This window comes from Mycobacterium sp. NGS54, from assembly GCF_059812465.1.
In genome coordinates, this window is sequence record NZ_JCALCS010000003.1 from 171723 (window position 1) to 190346 (window position 18624).

At 70.5% G+C, this 18624-nt stretch carries 18 protein-coding genes and 1 pseudogene; 11 read left to right on the forward strand and 8 right to left on the reverse strand.

What is annotated here, in order from left to right:
- Nucleotides 1-32: 32 nt before the first annotated feature.
- Together AC5Y5E_RS09775 and AC5Y5E_RS09780 are read right to left on the reverse strand one after the other, a co-directional pair.
- The gene (locus tag AC5Y5E_RS09775; RefSeq protein ID WP_499902792.1) at nt 33-758 is read right to left on the reverse strand and encodes a pirin family protein; all 726 of its coding nucleotides are present in this window, start codon (nt 756-758) and stop codon (nt 33-35) included.
- 10 nt (nt 759-768) lie between these two features.
- Nucleotides 769-1581: a MarR family transcriptional regulator gene (locus AC5Y5E_RS09780; protein WP_499903272.1), complete on the reverse strand. Its 813-nt coding sequence runs from the start codon at nt 1579-1581 to the stop codon at nt 769-771.
- Between the two features lie 106 nt (nt 1582-1687).
- Here AC5Y5E_RS09780 and AC5Y5E_RS09785 point away from each other — a divergent pair, with 106 nt between their 5' ends.
- Nucleotides 1688-2821 carry an NAD(P)H-dependent amine dehydrogenase family protein gene (locus AC5Y5E_RS09785; RefSeq protein ID WP_499902793.1) on the forward strand — a complete coding sequence of 378 codons (1134 nt, stop codon included), beginning with the start codon at nt 1688-1690 and terminating at the stop codon, nt 2819-2821.
- Here AC5Y5E_RS09785 and AC5Y5E_RS09790 read toward each other — a convergent pair.
- Nucleotides 2798-3709: a DMT family transporter gene (locus AC5Y5E_RS09790; RefSeq protein WP_499903273.1), complete on the reverse strand. Its 912-nt coding sequence runs from the start codon at nt 3707-3709 to the stop codon at nt 2798-2800. The genes AC5Y5E_RS09785 and AC5Y5E_RS09790 overlap by 24 nt on opposite strands.
- Before the next feature lie 172 nt (nt 3710-3881).
- On the opposite strand from AC5Y5E_RS09790, the gene AC5Y5E_RS09795 reads away from it, so the two are divergent.
- Nucleotides 3882-4733: a LysR family transcriptional regulator gene (locus tag AC5Y5E_RS09795; protein ID WP_499902794.1), complete on the forward strand. Its 852-nt coding sequence runs from the start codon at nt 3882-3884 to the stop codon at nt 4731-4733.
- Nucleotides 4734-4742: 9 nt separating this feature from the next.
- On the opposite strand, the gene AC5Y5E_RS09800 is transcribed toward AC5Y5E_RS09795, so the two are convergent.
- Nucleotides 4743-6155: an alpha/beta hydrolase domain-containing protein gene (locus AC5Y5E_RS09800; RefSeq protein ID WP_499902795.1), complete on the reverse strand. Its 1413-nt coding sequence runs from the start codon at nt 6153-6155 to the stop codon at nt 4743-4745.
- A gap of 2 nt (nt 6156-6157) precedes the next feature.
- Nucleotides 6158-7264, reverse strand: a pseudogene (locus AC5Y5E_RS09805) (sigma-70 family RNA polymerase sigma factor).
- On the opposite strand from AC5Y5E_RS09805, the gene AC5Y5E_RS09810 reads away from it, so the two are divergent.
- From AC5Y5E_RS09810 to AC5Y5E_RS09825, 4 genes are read left to right on the forward strand one after another with little or no spacing between them, the layout of a single operon-like run.
- Nucleotides 7215-8051: an alpha/beta hydrolase gene (locus tag AC5Y5E_RS09810; RefSeq protein ID WP_499902796.1), complete on the forward strand. Its 837-nt coding sequence runs from the start codon at nt 7215-7217 to the stop codon at nt 8049-8051. The pseudogene AC5Y5E_RS09805 and the gene AC5Y5E_RS09810 overlap by 50 nt on opposite strands.
- Nucleotides 8052-8086: 35 nt before the next feature.
- Nucleotides 8087-8836 (forward strand): DUF2786 domain-containing protein, encoded by a 750-nt coding sequence (locus tag AC5Y5E_RS09815; RefSeq protein ID WP_499902797.1) that lies wholly within the window; start codon nt 8087-8089, stop codon nt 8834-8836.
- Entirely contained in the window at nt 8833-9342 is a 510-nt protein-coding gene (locus AC5Y5E_RS09820; protein ID WP_499902798.1) for a TIGR04338 family metallohydrolase, read from the forward strand. The genes AC5Y5E_RS09815 and AC5Y5E_RS09820 overlap by 4 nt, the downstream gene beginning before the upstream one ends.
- Nucleotides 9339-11456 carry a glycoside hydrolase family 3 protein gene (locus tag AC5Y5E_RS09825; RefSeq protein WP_499902799.1) on the forward strand — a complete coding sequence of 706 codons (2118 nt, stop codon included), beginning with the start codon at nt 9339-9341 and terminating at the stop codon, nt 11454-11456. The genes AC5Y5E_RS09820 and AC5Y5E_RS09825 overlap by 4 nt, the downstream gene beginning before the upstream one ends.
- A 17-nt stretch (nt 11457-11473) precedes the next feature.
- Here the strand turns inward: AC5Y5E_RS09825 and mymT are convergent, their stop codons facing one another.
- Entirely contained in the window at nt 11474-11620 is a 147-nt protein-coding gene (gene mymT, locus AC5Y5E_RS09830) for a copper-binding metallothionein MymT (RefSeq protein ID WP_499902800.1), read from the reverse strand.
- A gap of 87 nt (nt 11621-11707) precedes the next feature.
- On the opposite strand from mymT, the gene AC5Y5E_RS09835 reads away from it, so the two are divergent.
- Nucleotides 11708-12385, forward strand: a complete 678-nt coding sequence (locus tag AC5Y5E_RS09835) for an O-methyltransferase (protein WP_499902801.1) — start codon at nt 11708-11710, stop codon at nt 12383-12385.
- Here the strand turns inward: AC5Y5E_RS09835 and AC5Y5E_RS09840 are convergent.
- Nucleotides 12372-13355 carry a nitronate monooxygenase gene (locus AC5Y5E_RS09840; RefSeq protein WP_499902802.1) on the reverse strand — a complete coding sequence of 328 codons (984 nt, stop codon included), beginning with the start codon at nt 13353-13355 and terminating at the stop codon, nt 12372-12374. The genes AC5Y5E_RS09835 and AC5Y5E_RS09840 overlap by 14 nt on opposite strands.
- Before the next feature lie 207 nt (nt 13356-13562).
- On the opposite strand from AC5Y5E_RS09840, the gene AC5Y5E_RS09845 reads away from it, so the two are divergent.
- Nucleotides 13563-14003 carry an SPW repeat protein gene (locus AC5Y5E_RS09845; RefSeq protein ID WP_499902803.1) on the forward strand — a complete coding sequence of 147 codons (441 nt, stop codon included), beginning with the start codon at nt 13563-13565 and terminating at the stop codon, nt 14001-14003.
- Here AC5Y5E_RS09845 and ilvD read toward each other — a convergent pair.
- The gene (gene ilvD, locus AC5Y5E_RS09850) at nt 14000-15691 is read right to left on the reverse strand and encodes a dihydroxy-acid dehydratase (RefSeq protein ID WP_499902804.1); all 1692 of its coding nucleotides are present in this window, start codon (nt 15689-15691) and stop codon (nt 14000-14002) included. The two genes, AC5Y5E_RS09845 and ilvD, sit on opposite strands and share 4 nt — an antisense overlap.
- Before the next feature lie 75 nt (nt 15692-15766).
- On the opposite strand from ilvD, the gene ricR reads away from it, so the two are divergent.
- The 3 genes from ricR to AC5Y5E_RS09865 all read left to right on the forward strand — a co-directional run bounded on the left by ricR (nt 15767) and on the right by AC5Y5E_RS09865 (nt 18539).
- Nucleotides 15767-16057: a copper-sensing transcriptional repressor RicR gene (gene ricR / locus AC5Y5E_RS09855; protein ID WP_067005235.1), complete on the forward strand. Its 291-nt coding sequence runs from the start codon at nt 15767-15769 to the stop codon at nt 16055-16057.
- Between the two features lie 120 nt (nt 16058-16177).
- Complete coding sequence (locus AC5Y5E_RS09860) at nt 16178-17434, forward strand: MFS transporter (RefSeq protein WP_499902805.1); 1257 nt, start codon at nt 16178-16180, stop codon at nt 17432-17434.
- 118 nt (nt 17435-17552) lie between these two features.
- Complete coding sequence (locus tag AC5Y5E_RS09865) at nt 17553-18539, forward strand: L,D-transpeptidase (protein ID WP_499902806.1); 987 nt, start codon at nt 17553-17555, stop codon at nt 18537-18539.
- Nucleotides 18540-18624 lie beyond the last annotated feature (85 nt).

The window sequence follows — 18624 nt, forward strand, 5'->3', positions numbered from 1 at the left end:
GCTCCTGTCTGTCGTGCCCACTCTATGTCTTCTCAGCCGCCCAACTGTGCATGCATCTCCCAGATCAGCAGTTCCGACGGCTCGCTCGCCGTCACCCGCGGGCCGTCGGCGTGGGTGAACCGGACCGCGTCGCCGTGTTCGAGGTCGCCGATTTCGGCGGTGGTGACCCGGCCGCGCGCGACGAATAGATGCAGGTAGGGAGCCTGCGGCAGGTGCGCCGACGTTCCCGGTTCCAGCCGCGCGCCGTACAGCGCGGCGTTGCGGTTGTGCAACGTGATGGCCGCCTCATTGCCCGGCATGCCTGAGGCGATGGTCACAAGTCCGGTGCCCAACAGCTCCGAATCGATCTCGTGCTGTTGGTAGCTCGGGTCGATGCCGGGCTCGTCGGGAACCACCCACATCTGCACGAAATGTACTGGGTCGGTGCGGGAATCGTTCTTCTCCGAGTGCAGGATGCCGCGGCCCGCCGACATGCGTTGGGCCAGACCGGGATAGATGATGCCCTGGTTGCCTGCGGAATCCCGATGGGTCAGCTCGCCGCTCAGCACCCACGTCACGATCTCCATGTCCCGGTGCGGGTGGGTGTCGAATCCCGTTCCCGGCTCGACGATGTCGTCGTTGTTGACCAGCAGCAGGCCGTGGTGCGTGTTGTCGGGATCGTAGTGGTCGCCGAACGAGAACGAATGCCGCGATTTCAGCCAGGGTGTCGCGGTGACGGCCCGGTCGGCCGCGCGCCGGATGTCGACGGTTGCGGGCATGGGCTCCAGCCTAGGCCAAGATTTCCTGCGCGCGCCGCAGCGCGGCCTCCAGCGCCTCCAGCGTCAGCCCGGCCGGGCGGCCCAGGTGGATCTCGATCTGGTACTCCGGCTGGGCGTCCCGGCCGAAGATCGGCAGTACGACGAATTCGGTTGACTCCAAGCCGGTTTCGAGCGTGTCGGTGACGGATCGCAGCGTCACCATGGTCATCAGCGTGGTCAGCTGGCGCGTCACCTGCGCGGTCGGTTCCAGCGAGGCCAGCACGTCGGCCAGCCGGTGGTGCAGCGCCCGGTGGGTGTCGTCGAACCGCCACGCGCCGTAGCCGCGGGCGCGGATGTCGGCGAGCACCCGGCGATGCTGGGCCACCTCGGTGCGCGTGAGTCGGGGCGTGACTCGGTGCAGCCACGCGTCGACGAAATCGTCGTCGCGCCAGGCCATGGCGACCAGCCCGAAGGGCGGGTCGATGGGGAAGCGCTGCCCGACGGCGTGCTCGCCGTCGGTGCCGTGGCCGACCGTGTCGACGGTGGTGAGGTGGCGCTCACCGATCCTCGACAGCGAGCAGCCCGCCCCGAGCGCGTCGTGCAGGAAGCGCAGCGCGTCCCGCCCGCGGTCCAGCAGGGGGAATTGCGTCCGCAGCCCGTGCACCAGGCCGAACATGCCGCTGCCCAGCACGTAGCGGCGGTCCTGGTGCCGCGCCACCCAGGCGCGCCGTTCCAGCTCGGCGAGCACCAGGGCGCAGGTCGAGGTGCTGATCCGGCACGCCTTTGCCAGCTCGGCCGACGTGCGCCCGTTCGGGGAATCCGCCAGGGCGCCAAGCACATCCATCACGCGGGCGGTGGGTGGCGATTTGGCGGTTGACTCACCCACGCGCGCCTCCTTACGATCCGTCCAAAATCTAAGAATAAGCGTCCTAATAATAGGAGAATATGTGGTGTTGAAGGTGGGGGTCTGGGGGCCGGGTTCGATGGGCGTCGTCGCCCTGCGCGGGGTGATCGACCACCCGGAGCTGGAGCTGGTCGACGTCGTCGTGCACAGCGAAGCCAAGGCGGGCCGCGACGCCGGCGAGCTGTGCGGCGCCGCGCCGGTGGGGGTGGTCGCAACCCGGGACCCGGCCCCGATGCTGGCCGGCGATGCGGACGCGGTGGTGTATGCCGCCGGCGCCAACCTGCGGCCGTTGGAGGCTGTCGAGGACATGGCGTCGATCCTGCGGGCCGGGAAGAACGTGGTGTCGTGTTCGGTGGTGCCGCTGGTGTATCCCGACGGCGTGGACCGTGCGTTCACCGATCCGTTGCGCCGGGCCGCGCTCGATGGCGGTGTGTCGTTTTTTACCACCGGGATCGACACCGGGTTCGCCAACGACGTTCTACCGCTGGCGCTTTCGGGGGTATCGCGGGTGATCGAGTCGGTGCGGGTGACGGAGATGTTCAACTACGCGACCTACCCGGACCGGGCCGCGGTCTACGAGATCCTCGGGTTCGGCAAGCCGCCGGAGTATCAGGCCCTCGCGGCGACGCCGGGGGTCTTCACCTTCGGCTGGGGTCCGGTGCTGCACCAGCTGGCCGCGGGGCTCGGCGTCAAGATCGACCGCGTCGAGGAGAACAACGAACGCGTCGCCGCGACCGAGTCGTTCGACACGCCCACCGGCCACATCGCGGCGGGAACCATCGCGGCGATGCGCTCGACGCTGACCGGATACGTCGGCGAGACGGCGACGTTCGTCGTCGATCACGTGACGCGGATGCGCGACGACGTCGCCCCGGACTGGCCGCAGCCGCACATCCGCATCCCGCCGAAGGATCTCGGCTACGGGCCGGCGTCCGGCCGTGGCCTCTACCGCGTCGAGATCGAGGGCTCCCCGGCGATGCGCTGCGAATTCGAGATGGCCGAGGACCGCGACCACGACCTCGGCGCGCGCGTCGCCGGCGCGTCGCGGATGGTCAACGCCATCCCGGCGGTGTGTGCGGCGCGGCCGGGCCTGCTGTCCGCGCTGGATCTGCCGCTGGTCACCGGCGCCGGCCTGGTCCGCCCGGTGCCGGGCCCGTCACCCGACAGCCGCCTCTTCTAGGCGTGGCCGCGCGCACACCGCGGGCGCCGCGTCGCGTCGGCGGGCTGTCCCGCTGTTCAGCCAGCACGCGAGGCCCCCGGCGAGCAGTCCGATCGCGACACCGACGTCCGGGCGCTGGCCGAGCATCAGCCAGGACAGCACCGCGGCGACCGCGGGAATGACGGCGAACAGCATCGCCACCGCCGCGGCCCCGTGCAGGCTGATCGCCCGCAGGTAGATGCTGACCGCCAGCGTGGCGTTGAGCAGCACCATGCCGGTGACCGCGACGGCGGCGTGGACCGCGTCGTGCACCGCGAAGGGCGTGAGGAGCGCCAGCGCCGTCGCGGGAATCAGCGCCACGGCGTTCTGCACCGCGCTCATCGCGCGGAAGTCGACGCCGGCGCAATACCGTTGCTGGTACACGCCGCCGGCCGAAAGGCCGAGCAGCGCAACCACCAGCAGCGCGATGACGGGGTCGACGCCGTGCGTGCTCAGCAACCTCTTGGCGCATGCGGCCAGCACCGCGACCACCCCCAGGGCCAGGGCGAACACCCGCCGCGAGCCGAGCGGTTCGCGCAGGAACAGCGCGGCCAGGATCGTCGTCGTGACCGGATTCATCGCGACGACCACCGCGCACAGCACCGCCGGCGCGCCGAGCAGGAGCGCCTCGTAGAGGCAGCAGAACTGCACGGCCTGGATCAGCAGACCCGCGACGACGACGTGCCCGAACTGTGCTCCCCGCGGCCATGCCGTCCTGGCCAGCGCGGCCCAGGACGCCAGAATGATTGCGGCCGAACCGAATCGCAGCACCAGGACGGCCATCGGGGTCATCGCTCCCACCGCGAGCGCTCCGATGGGATAACCGATCGCGTAGGTGAAGGTGACCGCCGAGGCGGTGGTCAACGGCATGCGCGACAGGTCCATGCCTCCATGGTCGTCGACGCCGACCCATGCCGTCCAACGATTATTAGCGATCGGAATCGATCGCAAACACTTATCGGATGTCGTTCGGAAATACCGATTTCCAGCGGATCGCCGCGACTAATTGATCATCCTTACTGATCGGACTAGCATTCGCCGCATGGCTCAGGTCCTCGATATCGCGCCGCTGCGCAGCCTCGTCGCGGTCGCCGACTGTGGCGGATTTCACCGGGCCGCCGCCGCGCTGCACCTGAGTCAGTCCGCCGTCAGCCAGCATCTGCGCAAGGTGGAGGGCGTGGTGGGCGGGCCGGTGGTCGAACGCTCCGGCCGGGGTGTCTTGTTCACCGAAGTCGGACACAAGGTGCTGGGGCACGCCCGCGCGATCCTGGCCGCGCACGACGCGGCGCTGGACGACCTCGGCGCCACCGAACACCGGCTGCTGACGGTCGGGGCCACCGAGCATGGCGCGGACGTCATGCTGCCCGCCCTCACCGGCGTCCTGCGCGAGCGGCTTCCCGACCGGCGGCCGCGGTTCCGGCTCGACCGCAACGTCTCCCTGGCGGACGCCCTCGACCGGGGGCTTCTGGACCTGGCGATCATGCTCGACGGGTCGGGCCTGGATCGCGCCAACGCGTCGGGAGTCGTAGCGCTGAGGTGGGTTTCGGCGCGGACGTTCGTCGCGCGCCGGGGCGACCCGCTGCCGTTGGTGATCTTCGCCGAGCCGTGCACGTTGCGCGAGCCGGCCTTCTCGATCCTCGAAAAACACGGCGTCCCTTACGAGATCGCCGCCGAATGCGGTGACCTGTCGGGACTTTACGCGGCGGTGCGCTCGGGTCTCGGGTTGGCGTTGCTCCCGATGATCGGCAAGCTCCCCGACGGCCTATGCCCGGCCGAGGGGCTGCCGCCGGCCAACTGCGCCACGGTTCTGGTGCGTGGCCGCGCCGGCATAGACCCGGACCTGCTCAGCGCCGCCGATGCCGCGGTGCGCGACGTGCTGGCCGCCGAAAACTGAACGCGCCCTTTAGCTTTGGGGGTACACCGCGGCGGCGAGCTCAAGAATCTCGGCGCGGTCGGCGGGCAGGATGAACCCCGAGGCGATCGCCGCGTCGAGCGCCGCGGTGAAGCCGTCGAGGTATTGCTCGGTGCCGCCAGGGTAGAGCCGGTCCACCGTCGCCGCGTCGAACGGTTCGCCGGCGCCGAAGATCGCCGCCATGATGCTTTCGGCTTCGGCTCCCGAGCCGATCAGGCCGGACGTCCGGGCGATCGGCACGTCGACCCACGGGGTCCGGACGCCGCCCCGGGCCAGGCCGTGGTGATCGAGAACGGGCCGGGGCAGCTCGCCGTGGTGGACCTCGATGGGTGGGGCGGTGGGCGCCGGTTCGCCGGTGCTGACCCAGGTATGCAGCGCGGCGAGCGCCGCCTGCACGACGTAGTGGTGCTGCGGGGCGAAGTTGATGAAGTGCTCCAGCTGCTGGCCCATCAGCGTGTTCGTCGGCGCGTAGGCGGCCACGATGGCATCGAGCGGCGCGGAGCCGTCGTCGATCGGCGCCACCTGGATCGTGTAGTTGTCGGCATGAGCGGCGCCGGCGATCTCCCAGACGCGCAGCCGGTGGCCGTCGGGCTGCCTGGCGAAGTAGTAGCCTTCCCGCGGGCCGCCGAACAGGTCGGTCTCGGTGATGATCGTGAGGAGCGGGACGCGCAGGTCGGCGCGGAACGTGACCGCGTCGGGCACGTCGAGTTGTGATTCGTCGAAGATGGAAGCGCCGTCCAGCGGCGCGGACGACCCGAAGCGGGAATGCACCAGAAAGCCGTCGTAGCTTTGGGCGAGCGGATCGACGGCGTTGACGTAGGTGGTCAGGAACATGGCCGACTGCGACTCGCCCACGGCGACCACGTGGCGCACCGGCAGATCGCCGAGTATGCCGTCACGGACGAGTGCCCCCGTCTGGGAAAAGATGTCGTAGGAGTACTCGTCGCCCGGGTGGCCCAGCGCGGCGTAGCGCGCCGGGTCCTGGCTCTTCAGCGACATGTCGAAGCCGAGCAGGTTGGCGCCGCCGCCGTCCACCCCCACCTTTTGGGCCGAGACCGCGACGTAGGCGTAGCCCGCGCGAAGGATCTCGCGATGCGCCATCATCCACACCGCCGGGGCGTCGATGCCGCCGCTCACGTTGAGCCATTCCACCAGGACCGTCCCGTTGAACCGGGTCGGGTCGGTTGGGGTGAGCGCCACGATGCGCGTGGTGTATTCCGCGGTGTCCCTGGGCGTTACGCTCCACCCGCCGTCAGGGCCCAGCGCGGTGGTGGGCGCGTAGGAGGTGGCCGTTCCGGAGACGAAGAACTCCTCGGCGGCGTAGCCCAGGGCGGCGATGTCGAAACCGCCCAGCAACAGCAGCGGCCGCCCGGGCGCGGGTGTGACGAGCGGGGGATTCGGCATCGTCACACGGTAGCGGGCAACCCGAATTTCTCGAAGAGGGTGCCGTCGAGGAACGCCACCACCCGCGACACCCGGCCGTCGCTGATGTCGAGGACATGCAGTTGAAACGGCACGTGCACGTCACCCGCGCGCATGTACATGGCGGCGCCGGGTTGGCCGTTGGCGACAACGGGGAGCAGGCGCATGTCGCCGGGACGTTCGGCCGGGCACTGCTGGTGGATGAGCGTGATGATGTCCCGGGGGCCGCGGTACCAGCCGACGTACGGCGGCATCTCCCAGATCGCCTCGGCGGTGAACAGCTCGACCAGCCGGTCGATGTCGTAGGCCTCGAACGCCGCGATGTAGCGGTCCAGCAGGTCCTGGGCCTCGGCCGAATCGGGCGGCGTCAACCGGTCGGTGGAGCTGGGCGCGACGGCCTCGAGCTGGGTGCGGGCCCGCTGCAGCAGGCTGTTGACGGCGGTCGTGGTGGTGCCGATCGCCTCGGCCACCTCGGCGGCCTTCCACTGCAGCACGTCGCGCAGCAGCAGCACCGCGCGCTGCCGGGGTGAAAGGTGTTGCAGCGCAGCGACGAACGCCAATCGCACCGACTCGCGTGACCCGACGATGACCGACGGGTCCGCCGGGTCCTCCGTCAGCTCCGGCAGCGGCTCCAGCCACGGCACCTCCTGGCGTTCCACCAGCTCCGCGGTCGGGTCCGAGCTGGGCGCCCCCAGCCCCGTCGGCAACGGCCGGCGCTGCCGGCCCTCCAGCGCGGTCAGGCAGGTGTTGGTGGCGATGCGATGCAGCCAGGTCCGCATCGACGACTTGCCCTCGAAACGGTCGTAGGCCTTCCAGGCCCGCAGCAGGGTCTCCTGCACCAGATCCTCGGCGTCGTGCAGCGACCCGGTCATCCGGTAGCAGTGTGCGAGCAGTTCGCGACGGTACGGCTCGGCGTCGGTCGAGAAGTCCCCGCCGACCCCGGGGCCGCCCTGAGAATTTTCGGTGAGCAGCTTCACACTGAACGAGCCTACGCAGTGTCTCCGACACCGGCTCGACCCCGAGCCACTACGCTGCCCGGTAATGACAACTCGCGCTGAACGGACCTTCGACGGCCTCGGCGGCGTGCGCATCGTCTACGACGTCTGGACGCCGCAGGCCGCGCCCCGGGCGGTGGTGGTGCTGTCCCACGGCCTCGGCGAGTACGCCCGCCGCTACGACCACGTCGCGCAGTGCTTCGGCGCCGCCGGGCTGGTCACCTACGCCCTGGACCACCGCGGCCACGGCCGCTCCGGCGGCAAGCGGATGCTGGTGCGGGACATTTCCGAGTACACGACCGATTTCGACACCCTGGTCGGCATCGCCACGCGGGAGCATCCGGGCCTCAAGTGCATCGTGCTCGGTCACAGCATGGGCGGCGGAATCGTGTTCGCCTACGGCGTCGAACGCCCGGACAACTACGACATGATGGTGCTGTCGGCCCCGGCGGTTGCCGCCCAGGAGCTGGTGTCCCCGTTGATGATCCTGGCGGCGAAGGTGCTCGGCGTGGTCGTGCCCGGCCTGCCGGTGCAGGAGCTCGACGTCGACGCGATTTCGCGGGATCCCGCGGTGGTGGCGGCCTACAACTCCGACCCGCTGGTGTACCACGGCAAGGTCCCGGCCGGCGTCGGGCGCGCGCTGCTGGAGGTCGGCCAGACCATGCCGCAGCGCGCACCGGCGCTGACGGCGCCGCTGCTGGTGGTGCACGGCTCCGACGACCGGCTGATCCCCGTCGACGGCAGCCGCCGCCTGGTCGAATGCGTGGGCTCCACCGACGTCGAGTTGAAGGTCTACCCCGGCCTGTACCACGAGGTCTTCAACGAGCCGGAGCGTGACCAGGTGCTCGGCGACGTGGTCTCCTGGATCACCAAACGGCTGTAGGCGACGTGTCGTCTGGCTGCGCTAGTTTGGCGCATATGACCGACGACAAGATGCTGGCCCGCATCGCGGCGCTGCTGCGTCAGGCCGAGGGCACCGACAACTCGCACGAGGCGGACGCCTTCATGACCGCCGCGCAACGGCTGGCGACGGCGGCCTCCATCGACCTGGCGGTGGCGCGCTCGCACGCCGCCAAGCGCTCGCCGGTGCAGGCCCCGACGCAGCGGACCATCACCATCGGCGCGGCCGGCACCCGGGGGCTGCGGACTTATGTCCAGCTTTTCGTGGTGATCGCCCTGGCCAACGACGTGCGCTGCGACGTGGCGTCGAACTCGACGTTCGTTTACGCGTACGGGTTCGCCGAGGACATCGACGCGACCCACGCCCTCTACGCCGGCCTGGTCGTCCAGATGGTGCGGGCGTCGGACGCCTACCTGGCGTCCGGCGCGCACCGCCCCACGCCGACGATCACGGCCCGCCTCAACTTTCAGCTCGCGTTCGGCGCGCGCGTCGGCCAGCGCCTGGCCGAGGCCCGCGAGGAGGCCACGCGCGAGGCCACCAGGGACCGCCGCCGCCCGCCCGGCACCGCGATCGCCTTGCGCGACAAGGAACTCGAGCTGCGCGACTTCTACCGCGGCGCGTCGAAGGCGCGCGGCACCTATCAGGTCAGCCGCGCGACGGCGGGGTACTCGTCGGCGGCGCGCCGGGCGGGGGACCGGGCCGGCCGGCGGGCGCGGCTCGGGAACAGCCCCGAACTGCCCGGCGCCCGGAGCGCATTGCGCCAGTGACTCGGGCCGGTGGGGCCCGCGATTCGCAGCGCGCCAGGGTTTATGCGGCCGAGGACTTCGTCCGCACGCTGTTCGACCGCGCCGCCGAGCACGGGTCGCCCTCCGTCGAGTTCTTCGGAACCCGGCTGACGCTGCCGCCCGAGGGGAGGTTCGGGTCGGTCGCCTCCGTCCAGCGCTACGTCGACGAGGTGCTCGCGCTGCCGTCGGTGCGGCGGCGCTGGCCCGACGTGGCGCCGCTGCGGGTGCGCTCGCGGCGGGCCGCCACCGCGGCGCACTACGAAAACCGGGACGGCGCGGGCACTATCGCGGTTCCCGACCGCGACACCGCCGACTGGGCGCTGCGCGAGCTGGTGGTGCTGCACGAGGTCGCGCATCACCTGTGCCGGGCCGAGCCGGCGCACGGCCCGGAATTCGTCGCGACCTTCTGCGGTTTGGCGGAGCTGGTGATGGGACCCGAGCTGGGTCACGTGCTGCGGGTCGTGTACGCGAAAGAAGGTGTGCGGTGAGCGATCCCGACGTTCGCGCGCGCGACGTCGAGGCCCAGATGACCGACGACGAGCGGTTCTCGCTGATCGTGGGAGTGATGGGCGCGGGCGAGCTGTGGCCGCTGCGCGACGAACGCATCCCGCCGGGCGTCCCGATGAGCGCCGGGTACGCGCCCGGGGTTCCGCGGCTCGGCGTCCCGGCGTTGCTGATGAGCGACGCCGGCCTCGGCGTCACCAACCCCGGCTACCGCCCCGGCGACACCGCCACCGCGTTGCCGGCCGGCCTGGCGCTGGCCGCGGGCTTCGACCCGGCGCTGGCCCGCGCCGCCGGCGCCGTGATCGGCCGGGAGGCGCGCAGCCGCGGGTTCAACGTGCAGCTCGCCGGCGCGATGAACCTGGCGCGCGACCCGCGCAACGGCCGCAACTTCGAATACCTTTCCGAGGACCCGCTTTTGACCGGGACACTCGCGGCCGAGTCGGTCAACGGGATCCAGCAACAGGGCGTCATTTCGACGGTCAAGCACTTCTCGCTGAACTGCAACGAGACCAACCGGCACTGGCTGAACGCGGTCATCGATCCCGCCGCGCACCGCGAATCCGACCTGCTGGCCTTCGAGATCGCCGTCGAGCGCTCCTCGCCCGGGGCCGTGATGGCGGCCTACAACAAGGTCAACGGCGACTACGCCGCCGCCAACGACGTGTTGATCAACCAGGTGCTGAAAGGCGCCTGGGGATACCGCGGTTGGGTCATGTCCGACTGGGGCGGCACGCCCACCTGGGAATGCGCGCTGGCCGGCCTCGACCAGGAGTGCGGCGCGCAGATCGACGCGCTGCTGTGGCAATCGGAGGCGTTCGGGGAGGGGCTGCGGGCCGCCCACGCCGACGGGAGGCTGCCTGCCGAGCGCCTGTCGGACATGGTCCGGCGGATCCTGCGGTCGATGTTCGCGGTCGGAATCGAGCGGCGCGGGTCCGCGCCGGAGCCGGATATGAACGCGCACAACGACATCGCGTTGCGGATCGCGCGGCAGGGGATCGTACTGCTGGCCAACGGCGGCGTGCTGCCCATCGCGCCCTCCTCGACGGCGCGCATCGCCGTCATCGGCGGATACGCGCAGCTGGGCGTCGCGGCCGGCTACGGTTCGAGCGCCGTCGTGCCGCCGGGCGGCTACGCCGGCGTGATCCCGATCGGGGGCCCGGGCCTGGAAGCCGGGTTACGCAACCTCTACCTGCTGCCGTCGAGCCCGCTGAACGAGCTGCGCAGCCAACTTCCGCGCGCGCAGATCGATTTCGATCCCGGCGTCAGCCCCGCGGAGGCCGCGCGGGCCGCGCGGCGGGCCGACATCGCGATCGTCTTCGCCGTCCGCGCCGAAGGCGAGGGCTTCGACGGCTCCGACCTCTCGCTGCCCTGGGGCCAGGACGCGATGATCGCCGCGGTGTCGGCCGCCAACCCGAATACCGTCGTGGTGCTTCAGACCGGCAACCCGGTGGCCATGCCGTGGCTAGATTCGGTGAACGCCATCGTGCAGGCCTGGTATCCGGGCCAGGCCGGCGGCCGGGCGATCGCGGAAGTCCTTGCCGGGCGGATGAATCCGTCGGGCCGGTTGCCGATCACCTTCCCGGTGGACCTGGGCCAGACGCCGCGGCCGGAGCTGCCCCACCCGGATGCCCCGTGGGGGACGCCGACGACGATCGACTACTTCGAAGGGGCCGACGTCGGCTACCGCTGGTTCGCTGGGAACGGCCTGACACCGACGTTCGCGTTCGGTCATGGCCTGTCCTACACCAGCTTCGAATACCGGGACCTGGTGGTGGCCGGCGGCGAAAGCATCACCGCGAGTTTCACCGTGGCCAACGTCGGTGACCGCGCCGGGGCCGACGTCCCGCAGCTGTACCTGACCGCGGCCCCCGGCAAGCGATGCCTGCGCCTGCTGGGATTCCAGCGCCTGGAGCTCGAGCCGGGCGAAACCCGCCGGGTGACCATCGAAGCCGATCCCCGCCTGCTCGCCCGTTACGACGGCGGCGCCCAAACCTGGCGCATCGAGCCCGGCGGCCACGCGGTTGCCGTCGGCGCGTCGGCCACCGCCCTTCGGCTGCAGGCCGGGGTCGAGCTGGCCGGTCGCGCGTTCGGGCGCTGATCGCGGGCGCTGCGGGGCTACTCCACCGGCCTCAGCTCGTCGCCGCAGGTGCAGCGGTACGGCTCGCCCGCGCCGGAGCAGTGGCAGGGAACCTCGATGCGAACGCGACATCCGCAGCCCTCGTGGCCACAGCTCAGCAGCGTTCCCGCCTCGTACTCGGCCATTTTCGATCGCCCTCCTGTGTTTCGTGGACGCCGCCACTCTATACCCCCTATGGGTATCCGGTAAATACCCACGCCTAGCGTGGCGTCATGACCGAAAAGCCGACCCCGCAAGACGTCGACGCATTCTTGGACAACACCGTGGTCGGCGAGGACCCGGCCCTGGCCGCGGCCCTCGAGGCCAGCGACGTGGCCGGGTTACCCCAGATCGCCGTGTCGGCTCAGCAGGGCAAGTTCCTGTGCCTGCTGGCCGGTGCCACCCAGGCGCGCCGCGTCCTCGAGATCGGCACGCTGGGCGGCTTCAGCACCATCTGGCTGGCGCGCGGTGCGGGCCCGCAGGGGCGGGTGGTGACGCTGGAATACGAGCCCAAGCACGCCCAGGTCGCGCGGGCCAACCTGCAGCGCGCCGGGGTGGCCGACCGCGTGGAGGTGATCGTGGGCGCCGCGCTCGACACGTTGCCGACGCTGACCGGTGGGCCCTTCGACCTGGTCTTCATCGACGCCGACAAGGAGAACTACGCCGCGTACCTCGAGTGGGCGGTGCGGCTGGCCCGCCCCGGTTCGGTCATCGTGCTGGACAACGTTATTCGCGAGGGCCGGATCCTCGATCCCGACTGCGACGACGAGCGGGTGCGGGCGACGCGGCGGACGCTGCAGCTGATGGGCGAGCACCCTCAGTTGGACACCGCGGTGATCCAGACGGTCGGGGCCAAGCACTGGGACGGTTTCGCGCTGGCGTTGGTGCGGCAGCCCGTCACCGCGGGGTGAGGTCGGCGACGGCCTGTGCGGCGCAGGTGAGTTCGCCGATGCGCAAGGCGGTTTCGCCGGCGTACAGGGCGGCGCCGTCCAGCCAGGCATCGGGCACGCCGGCCACCGGCACCAGCGGGGTGAAGAACGGGCGGCCCGGCGACTGCAGCCGCATCAGCGCGCCCGCGTCGAAATAGCCGAGCACCGACAGCGGGCGGCTGGCCGCGTTGAGAGCGGCGGGCAGGGCCTTGGCCTTCCCGTCCTCCCCGCACCAGCGGCGGGTCGCCGCGTTGGGCACGACACGGTGGCGCAGCGGCCAGCTCAGGCCGAACAGGTTGGTTTCAATGGTCGTGTCCGCGTTGATGAGTCGCCGCTGGTATGCGCGGCTCGCGTTGGCCTCGTGCGTCAACAGGAACCGGGTGCCGGCGACGACCCCGCCGGCCCCGGCGTCCAGCGCGGCGCGCGTGTCGGCGGCGGTGGCGATGCCGCCGGCCAGGAACACCGGACGCGTCCCGGCCGCCCTCAGGGCCCGGGGCAGAAAATCCAGCGCGGGCATGGTTCCGACGAGGTGGCCGCCGGCCTCGCGTCCCTGGGCGATCAAACCGTCGGCGCCGCAGGCGATCGCGGCGCGCGCCTGCGCCTCGGTGCCGACCATCACGAACACGAAGATCCCGGCCTCGCGCAGGTGCCCGACGAGCCCCCGCTTTTCGCCGAACGCCAGCACGACGGCGCCCACGCGGGCGTCGACGCAGACCGCGACGTGCTTGCGATGGACGAAGGGCATCAACAGGTTTACCGCTACCGCGCGCCCGGGTGCCCGCTCGCGCACCTCATCGATCGACGACCGCAGCTGGCGAGCGGTGGCGATGCCCAGGGTGCCGAGGCCACCGGCGTTGGCGACCGCGGCGGCCAGCTCCGCCCGCGCTATGCCGCCGCCCATTCCGGCCTGTCCCACCGGAACATCGAGCCGCAGCCGGTCCGCGATGTCCATGTCCACGACGCTACGCGGCCAATCCAGTTTCGCGTGTGGGGCCTAGGGACGAATTCAAGGCAGATCTTGTACATAGGGCACACACTCGGTGTCGCCGAGGGCCCGGATTTTCGTTGCTGGCGCGCGACATCCGCGCGTAATCTTGACAGCGGATGGATGGGTGCAGCCAAGCCCAAAAGGCTTGCTGCATAACAGAAAGGTCACAAAATGAGTACAGTCCATTCATCAATCGATCACCACCCCGATTTGTTGGCCCTGCGCGCGAATTACGAGCGCGTCGCCGAGTCGACGAGCGCGCATGTCACCTTCGGACTGGCCCTGCTGACCGGCCTGTATGTGGCCGCCTCACCGTGGCTGGTGGGATTCAGCGGAACGGCATCGCTCGCCACGTCCGACCTGATCGTCGGGATCGCGGTGGCGTTCCTGGCCTACGGCTTCGCGACGGCCCTGGATCGCGCCCACGGCATGACGTGGACGCTGCCGGTGCTGGGCGCGTGGCTCGTCGTCGCGCCGTGGGTGCTGCCCGGCTTCACCGCAACCGGCGGCATGATCTGGTCGAATGTCGTTGCGGGCGGGTTGCTGACCCTCCTGGGCCTGAACGCCACCTACTTCGGCATGCGCACGCGCCAGGCGGCCACGCGAGCCTAGCCGCAGATTGCGCCACCCGACGCAGAGCCGACCAGCTTGACGTACTTGGCCAGCACGCCGGTCTTGTAGCGCGGCGGCGGGGGGGTGAAACCCTCACGACGAGAAGCGAATTCGGATTCATCGCCCACGACGTCGAGTGTGGCGTTGGCGACGTCGAGGCGGATTCGGTCGCCGTCGCGCAGGAAGGCGATCGGTCCGCCGTCGACCGCCTCCGGGGCGATGTGCCCGACGCACAGGCCGGTGGTGCCGCCGGAGAATCGGCCGTCGGTCAGCAGCAGCACGTCCTTGCCCAGCCCGGCGCCTTTGATCGCACCGGTGATGGCGAGCATTTCGCGCATCCCGGGCCCGCCCTTCGGGCCCTCGTAGCGGATCACCACGGCGTCACCGTTGGTGATGGTGCCGTCCTCGAGGGCGTCCAGCGCGGCGCGCTCGCCGTCGAAAACCCTTGCGGTGCCTTCGAACACGTTGGAGTCGAAGCCCGCGGACTTGACCACCGCGCCGTCGGGCGCCAAGGAACCGCGCAGGATCGTGATGCCCCCGGTCGGGTGGATCGGGTTGTCGAGCGCCCGCAGCACCTTGCCGTCCGGATCAGGCGGGGCGATGGCCGAGAGGTTTTCGGCCATGGTCTGGCCGGTGACGGTCAGGCAGTCGCCGTGTAGCAGGCCCGCGTCCAGTAGCGCCTTCATGATCACGGGAACCCCGCCGATGTGGTCGACGTCGAACATCACATGGCGACCAAAAGGTTTGACGTCGGCCAGGTGCGGCACCTTCGACCCGATCCGGCTGAAGTCCTCGAGCGACAGCTCCACGTCGGCCTCGTGCGCGATGGCCAGCAGGTGCAGCACCGCGTTGGTGGAGCCGCCGAACGCCATCACCACCGCGATAGCGTTCTCGAACGCCTCCTTGGTGAGGATGTCGCGCGCGGTGATGCCGCGGCGCAGCAGCTCGATGACGGCCTGGCCGCTGCGCCGGGCGAACCCGTCGCGGCGCCGGTCGGTGGCCGGGGGCGCCGCGCTGCCCGGCAGCGACATACCCAGCGCCTCGGCGGCGCTGGCCATGGTGTTGGCGGTGAACATGCCACCGCAGGCGCCCTCGCCCGGACAGATCGCGCGCTCGATCGCGTCGACGTCCTCGCGCGGCATCAACCCGCGCGCGCACGCCCCGACGGCCTCGAACGCGTCAATGATGGTGACCTCGCGCTCGCTGCCGTCGGAGAGCTTGGCCACCCCCGGCAAGATTGAGCCCGCGTAGAGAAACACCGCGGCCAGGTCCAGGCGGGCGGCGGCCATCAGCATGCCGGGCAGCGACTTGTCGCAGCCGGCCAATAGCACGGACCCATCCAAGCGCTCGGCCTGCATCACGGTCTCGACGCTGTCGGCGATCACCTCGCGCGACACCAGCGAGAAGTGCATGCCCTCGTGGCCCATCGAGATGCCGTCGGACACCGAGATCGTGCCGAATTCGAGCGGGTAGCCGCCGGCCGAGAACACCCCCTCCTTGACCGCCTTGGCGAGCCGGTCCAGGGACAGGTTGCACGGTGTGATCTCGTTCCACGACGAGGCCACCCCGATCTGCGGCTTGGCGAAATCCTCGTCTCCCATGCCTACCGCGCGCAGCATGCCACGAGAGGCGGCCTTCTCCAGACCGTCGGTGACTTCGCGACTGCGGGGTTTGATGTCAGGGGCCATCGTGCAAGTATGCGCGGCGCGACCAACCCAATATTTGCGGGCATACCCCGTCGGGGTACCAAGTAGCATGGATACATGACGACCGAGCACGGATACTCGCAGCAGAAGGACAACTACGCCAAGCGGCTGCGGCGCATCGAGGGCCAGGTGCGGGGCATCGCGCGCATGATCGAGGAAGACAAGTACTGCATCGACGTCCTCACCCAGATCAGCGCGGTCAACAGCGCCTTGCGGTCGGTGGCGCTGAACCTGCTCGACGAGCACCTGAACCACTGTGTGACCCGGGCGGTCGCTGAGGGCGGCGACGAGGCCGACGACAAGCTGGCCGAAGCCTCGGCCGCCATCGCGCGCCTGGTCCGTTCCTGATCGCGTCTCGGTAGGCGTGTTGAACCGCTAACTCCGGGGAACCTATTGTTGCGGTGCGTACGGTAGGTGCAGCGTGATCTCGCCAACCAGCCTTGCCCGGCCGATTGCGTACCCGATCCTATGACTGTCGAAGCCGCCACCACTGCCGCGCGAACGTGGACGCCACGGGTCGCGGCGCAGCTGTCGGTGCTGGCCGCCGCGGCCTTCACGTACGTCACGGCGGAAATCCTGCCGGTGGGCGCTCTGTCGGCGATCGCGCGGAACCTGCAGGTCAGCGTCGTCCTGGTGGGAACCCTGCTGACCTGGTACGCGCTGGTGGCGGCCCTGTCGACGTTTCCGCTGGTGCGCTGGACGGCGCATTGGCCGCGCCGCCGGGCGCTGGTCGCCAGCCTCGTCTGCCTGACCGTCTCGCAGCTCATCTCGGCGCTGGCGCCCAACTTCGCCGTGCTCGCCGTCGGGCGGGTGCTCTGCGCGCTCACCCACGGGCTGCTGTGGTCGATCATCGCCCCGCTCGCCACCCGGCTGGTGCCGCCGAGCCACGCGGGACGCGCCACGATGTCGATCTACATCGGCACCAGCCTGGCGCTGGTGATCGGCAGCCCGCTCACGGCCGCCCTGAGCCTGATGTGGGGCTGGCGGCTGGCCGCGGTATGCGTCACCGTCGCGGCGGCCGTCGTGACCCTGGCGGCCTGGCTGTTGCTGCCCGAGCTGGTGTTGTCCGCCGACCAGCTCAAGTGTGTGGGGCCGCGGGCGCGCCACCACCGCAACCGCGCCCTGATCGTCGTCAGCCTCATCACCATGGTCGGCGTCACCGGCCATTTCGTGTCGTACACCTACATCGTCGTGATCATCCGGGAGGTCGTCGGCGTGCGCGGACCGAACCTCGCCTGGGTGCTGGCCGCCTACGGCGCGGCCGGGGTGATCGCCGTGGGTCTGGTGGCGCGGCCCCTGGACCGCCGGCCTCGGGGCGCCGTGCTCGTCTGCATGGCGGGGTTGACCGCCGCGTTCGTGGTGTTGACCGCGCTCGCGTTCGGCGGCGGACGCGCCGCGGCCCCCTATTCGGTCGCGCTGGTCGGGATCGGGGCCATCGTGTTGTGGGGCGCCATGGCCACCGCCGTCTCGCCGATGCTGCAGTCCGCCGCGATGCGCAACGGGGCCGACGACCCCGACGGGGCCTCGGGGTTGTACGTGACGGCGTTCCAGGTGGGCATCATGGCCGGCTCGCTGGCGGGGGGACTGCTCTACGAGCGCAGCGTCGCGCTGATGCTGACCGCCTCGGCCGGCCTGATGGGCGCCGCGCTGGCCGGGATGGCGGCCAATCGGCAGATGCTCGACCCCGCTCCAGCGCCCGCCCCGGCAAGCTCACGCAATTCATAGCTGCGCAGGTCAGCGGCGCCGACCGGGCCGCGCACCGGGGCGCCGCCCGCCGCGGAATGGGTAGCCGGGGCGAGCGCTATGCCACACTATTTCGGAGTAGTCGACTGGAGGGATGCATATGTTCGCGGCTCTGAAGGCGGCCGGATTGGCTTCCGTGTTGAGCGGGGTCCTGGTGCTGAGCGCGGTGCCCGCGCTCGCCGATCCCGACCCGGCCCCGGGCGATCCGGGGACCGTGGCGGCGCCCGCGGACCCGCCCGCCGCTCCCGCGCCACCGCCCGTTGCGGCGCCGCCGCCCGCCGAACCGCTCGCGCCGCCGCCGTTCCAATTCCCCGGCGCACTGCCCGCGGCCGCGGGTCCCGCCGCCGGGCAGAACCCGACGCCCTTCACCGGCACGGCGCCGTTCGGGCCGCCCTCGTTCGTCCCGAAGAACGGCTCGACGGTGGGCGTGGCCCAGCCGATCATCATCAACTTCCCCGGCCGGGTCGATGATGCGGGCGCGGCCATCGACGCGGTCCACGTGATGTCGACCCCGCCGGTGCCGGGCAAGTTCTACTGGATGACCCCGACGCAGCTGCGCTGGCGCCCGCTGAGCTTCTGGCCCGCCCACACCGACGTGACCGTCGACGCCGGCGGCACCGTGATGAGCTTCCACACCGGGGACACCCTGGTGGCCACGGCGGACGACTCCACGCACCAACTGACCGTCACCCGCAACGGCACCGTAGAGAAGACCATCCCGATGTCGATGGGCATGACGTCCGGCAACCACCAGACCCCCAACGGCACCTACTACGTGCAGGAGAAGATGCCCTCGGTGGTGATGGATTCCTCGACCTACGGGGTCCCGGTGAACTCGACGTACGGCTACAAGGTGACGGTCGAGCTGGCCGTCCGCTTCGACAACGTCGGCGATTTCGTGCACAGCGCGCCGTGGTCGGTGGACGACCAGGGCAAGCGCGACGTCAGCCACGGCTGCATCAACATCAGCCCGAGCAACGCGCGGTGGTTCTTCGACAACTTCGGGCCCGGCGACCCGATCATCGTGAAGAACTCGACCGGCGGCGACTACAAGAAGAACGACGGCTCCGCCGACTGGATGAACTAAACCCCACCACCAGACGCAAAGCGCCCATTCTTGCTCGGAATAGGGCGATTTTGTGTCTTCTCGCGCGAGCACTTTCGCGCGGCAT

Coding starts and splice junctions, on each gene's coding strand:
- AC5Y5E_RS09775 (WP_499902792.1), bottom strand. CDS start 758: ATGCCCGCAACCGTCGACATCCGGCGCGCGGCCGACCGGGCCGTCACC.
- AC5Y5E_RS09780 (WP_499903272.1), bottom strand. CDS start 1,581: ATGGATGTGCTTGGCGCCCTGGCGGATTCCCCGAACGGGCGCACGTCG.
- AC5Y5E_RS09790 (WP_499903273.1), bottom strand. CDS start 3,709: ATGCCGTTGACCACCGCCTCGGCGGTCACCTTCACCTACGCGATCGGT.
- AC5Y5E_RS09795 (WP_499902794.1), top strand. CDS start 3,882: ATGGCTCAGGTCCTCGATATCGCGCCGCTGCGCAGCCTCGTCGCGGTC.
- AC5Y5E_RS09800 (WP_499902795.1), bottom strand. CDS start 6,155: ATGCCGAATCCCCCGCTCGTCACACCCGCGCCCGGGCGGCCGCTGCTG.
- AC5Y5E_RS09810 (WP_499902796.1), top strand. CDS start 7,215: ATGACAACTCGCGCTGAACGGACCTTCGACGGCCTCGGCGGCGTGCGC.
- AC5Y5E_RS09815 (WP_499902797.1), top strand. CDS start 8,087: ATGACCGACGACAAGATGCTGGCCCGCATCGCGGCGCTGCTGCGTCAG.
- mymT (WP_499902800.1), bottom strand. CDS start 11,620: ATGGCCGAGTACGAGGCGGGAACGCTGCTGAGCTGTGGCCACGAGGGC.
- AC5Y5E_RS09835 (WP_499902801.1), top strand. CDS start 11,708: ATGACCGAAAAGCCGACCCCGCAAGACGTCGACGCATTCTTGGACAAC.
- AC5Y5E_RS09840 (WP_499902802.1), bottom strand. CDS start 13,355: ATGGACATCGCGGACCGGCTGCGGCTCGATGTTCCGGTGGGACAGGCC.
- AC5Y5E_RS09845 (WP_499902803.1), top strand. CDS start 13,563: ATGAGTACAGTCCATTCATCAATCGATCACCACCCCGATTTGTTGGCC.
- ilvD (WP_499902804.1), bottom strand. CDS start 15,691: ATGGCCCCTGACATCAAACCCCGCAGTCGCGAAGTCACCGACGGTCTG.
- ricR (WP_067005235.1), top strand. CDS start 15,767: ATGACGACCGAGCACGGATACTCGCAGCAGAAGGACAACTACGCCAAG.
- AC5Y5E_RS09860 (WP_499902805.1), top strand. CDS start 16,178: ATGACTGTCGAAGCCGCCACCACTGCCGCGCGAACGTGGACGCCACGG.
- AC5Y5E_RS09865 (WP_499902806.1), top strand. CDS start 17,553: ATGTTCGCGGCTCTGAAGGCGGCCGGATTGGCTTCCGTGTTGAGCGGG.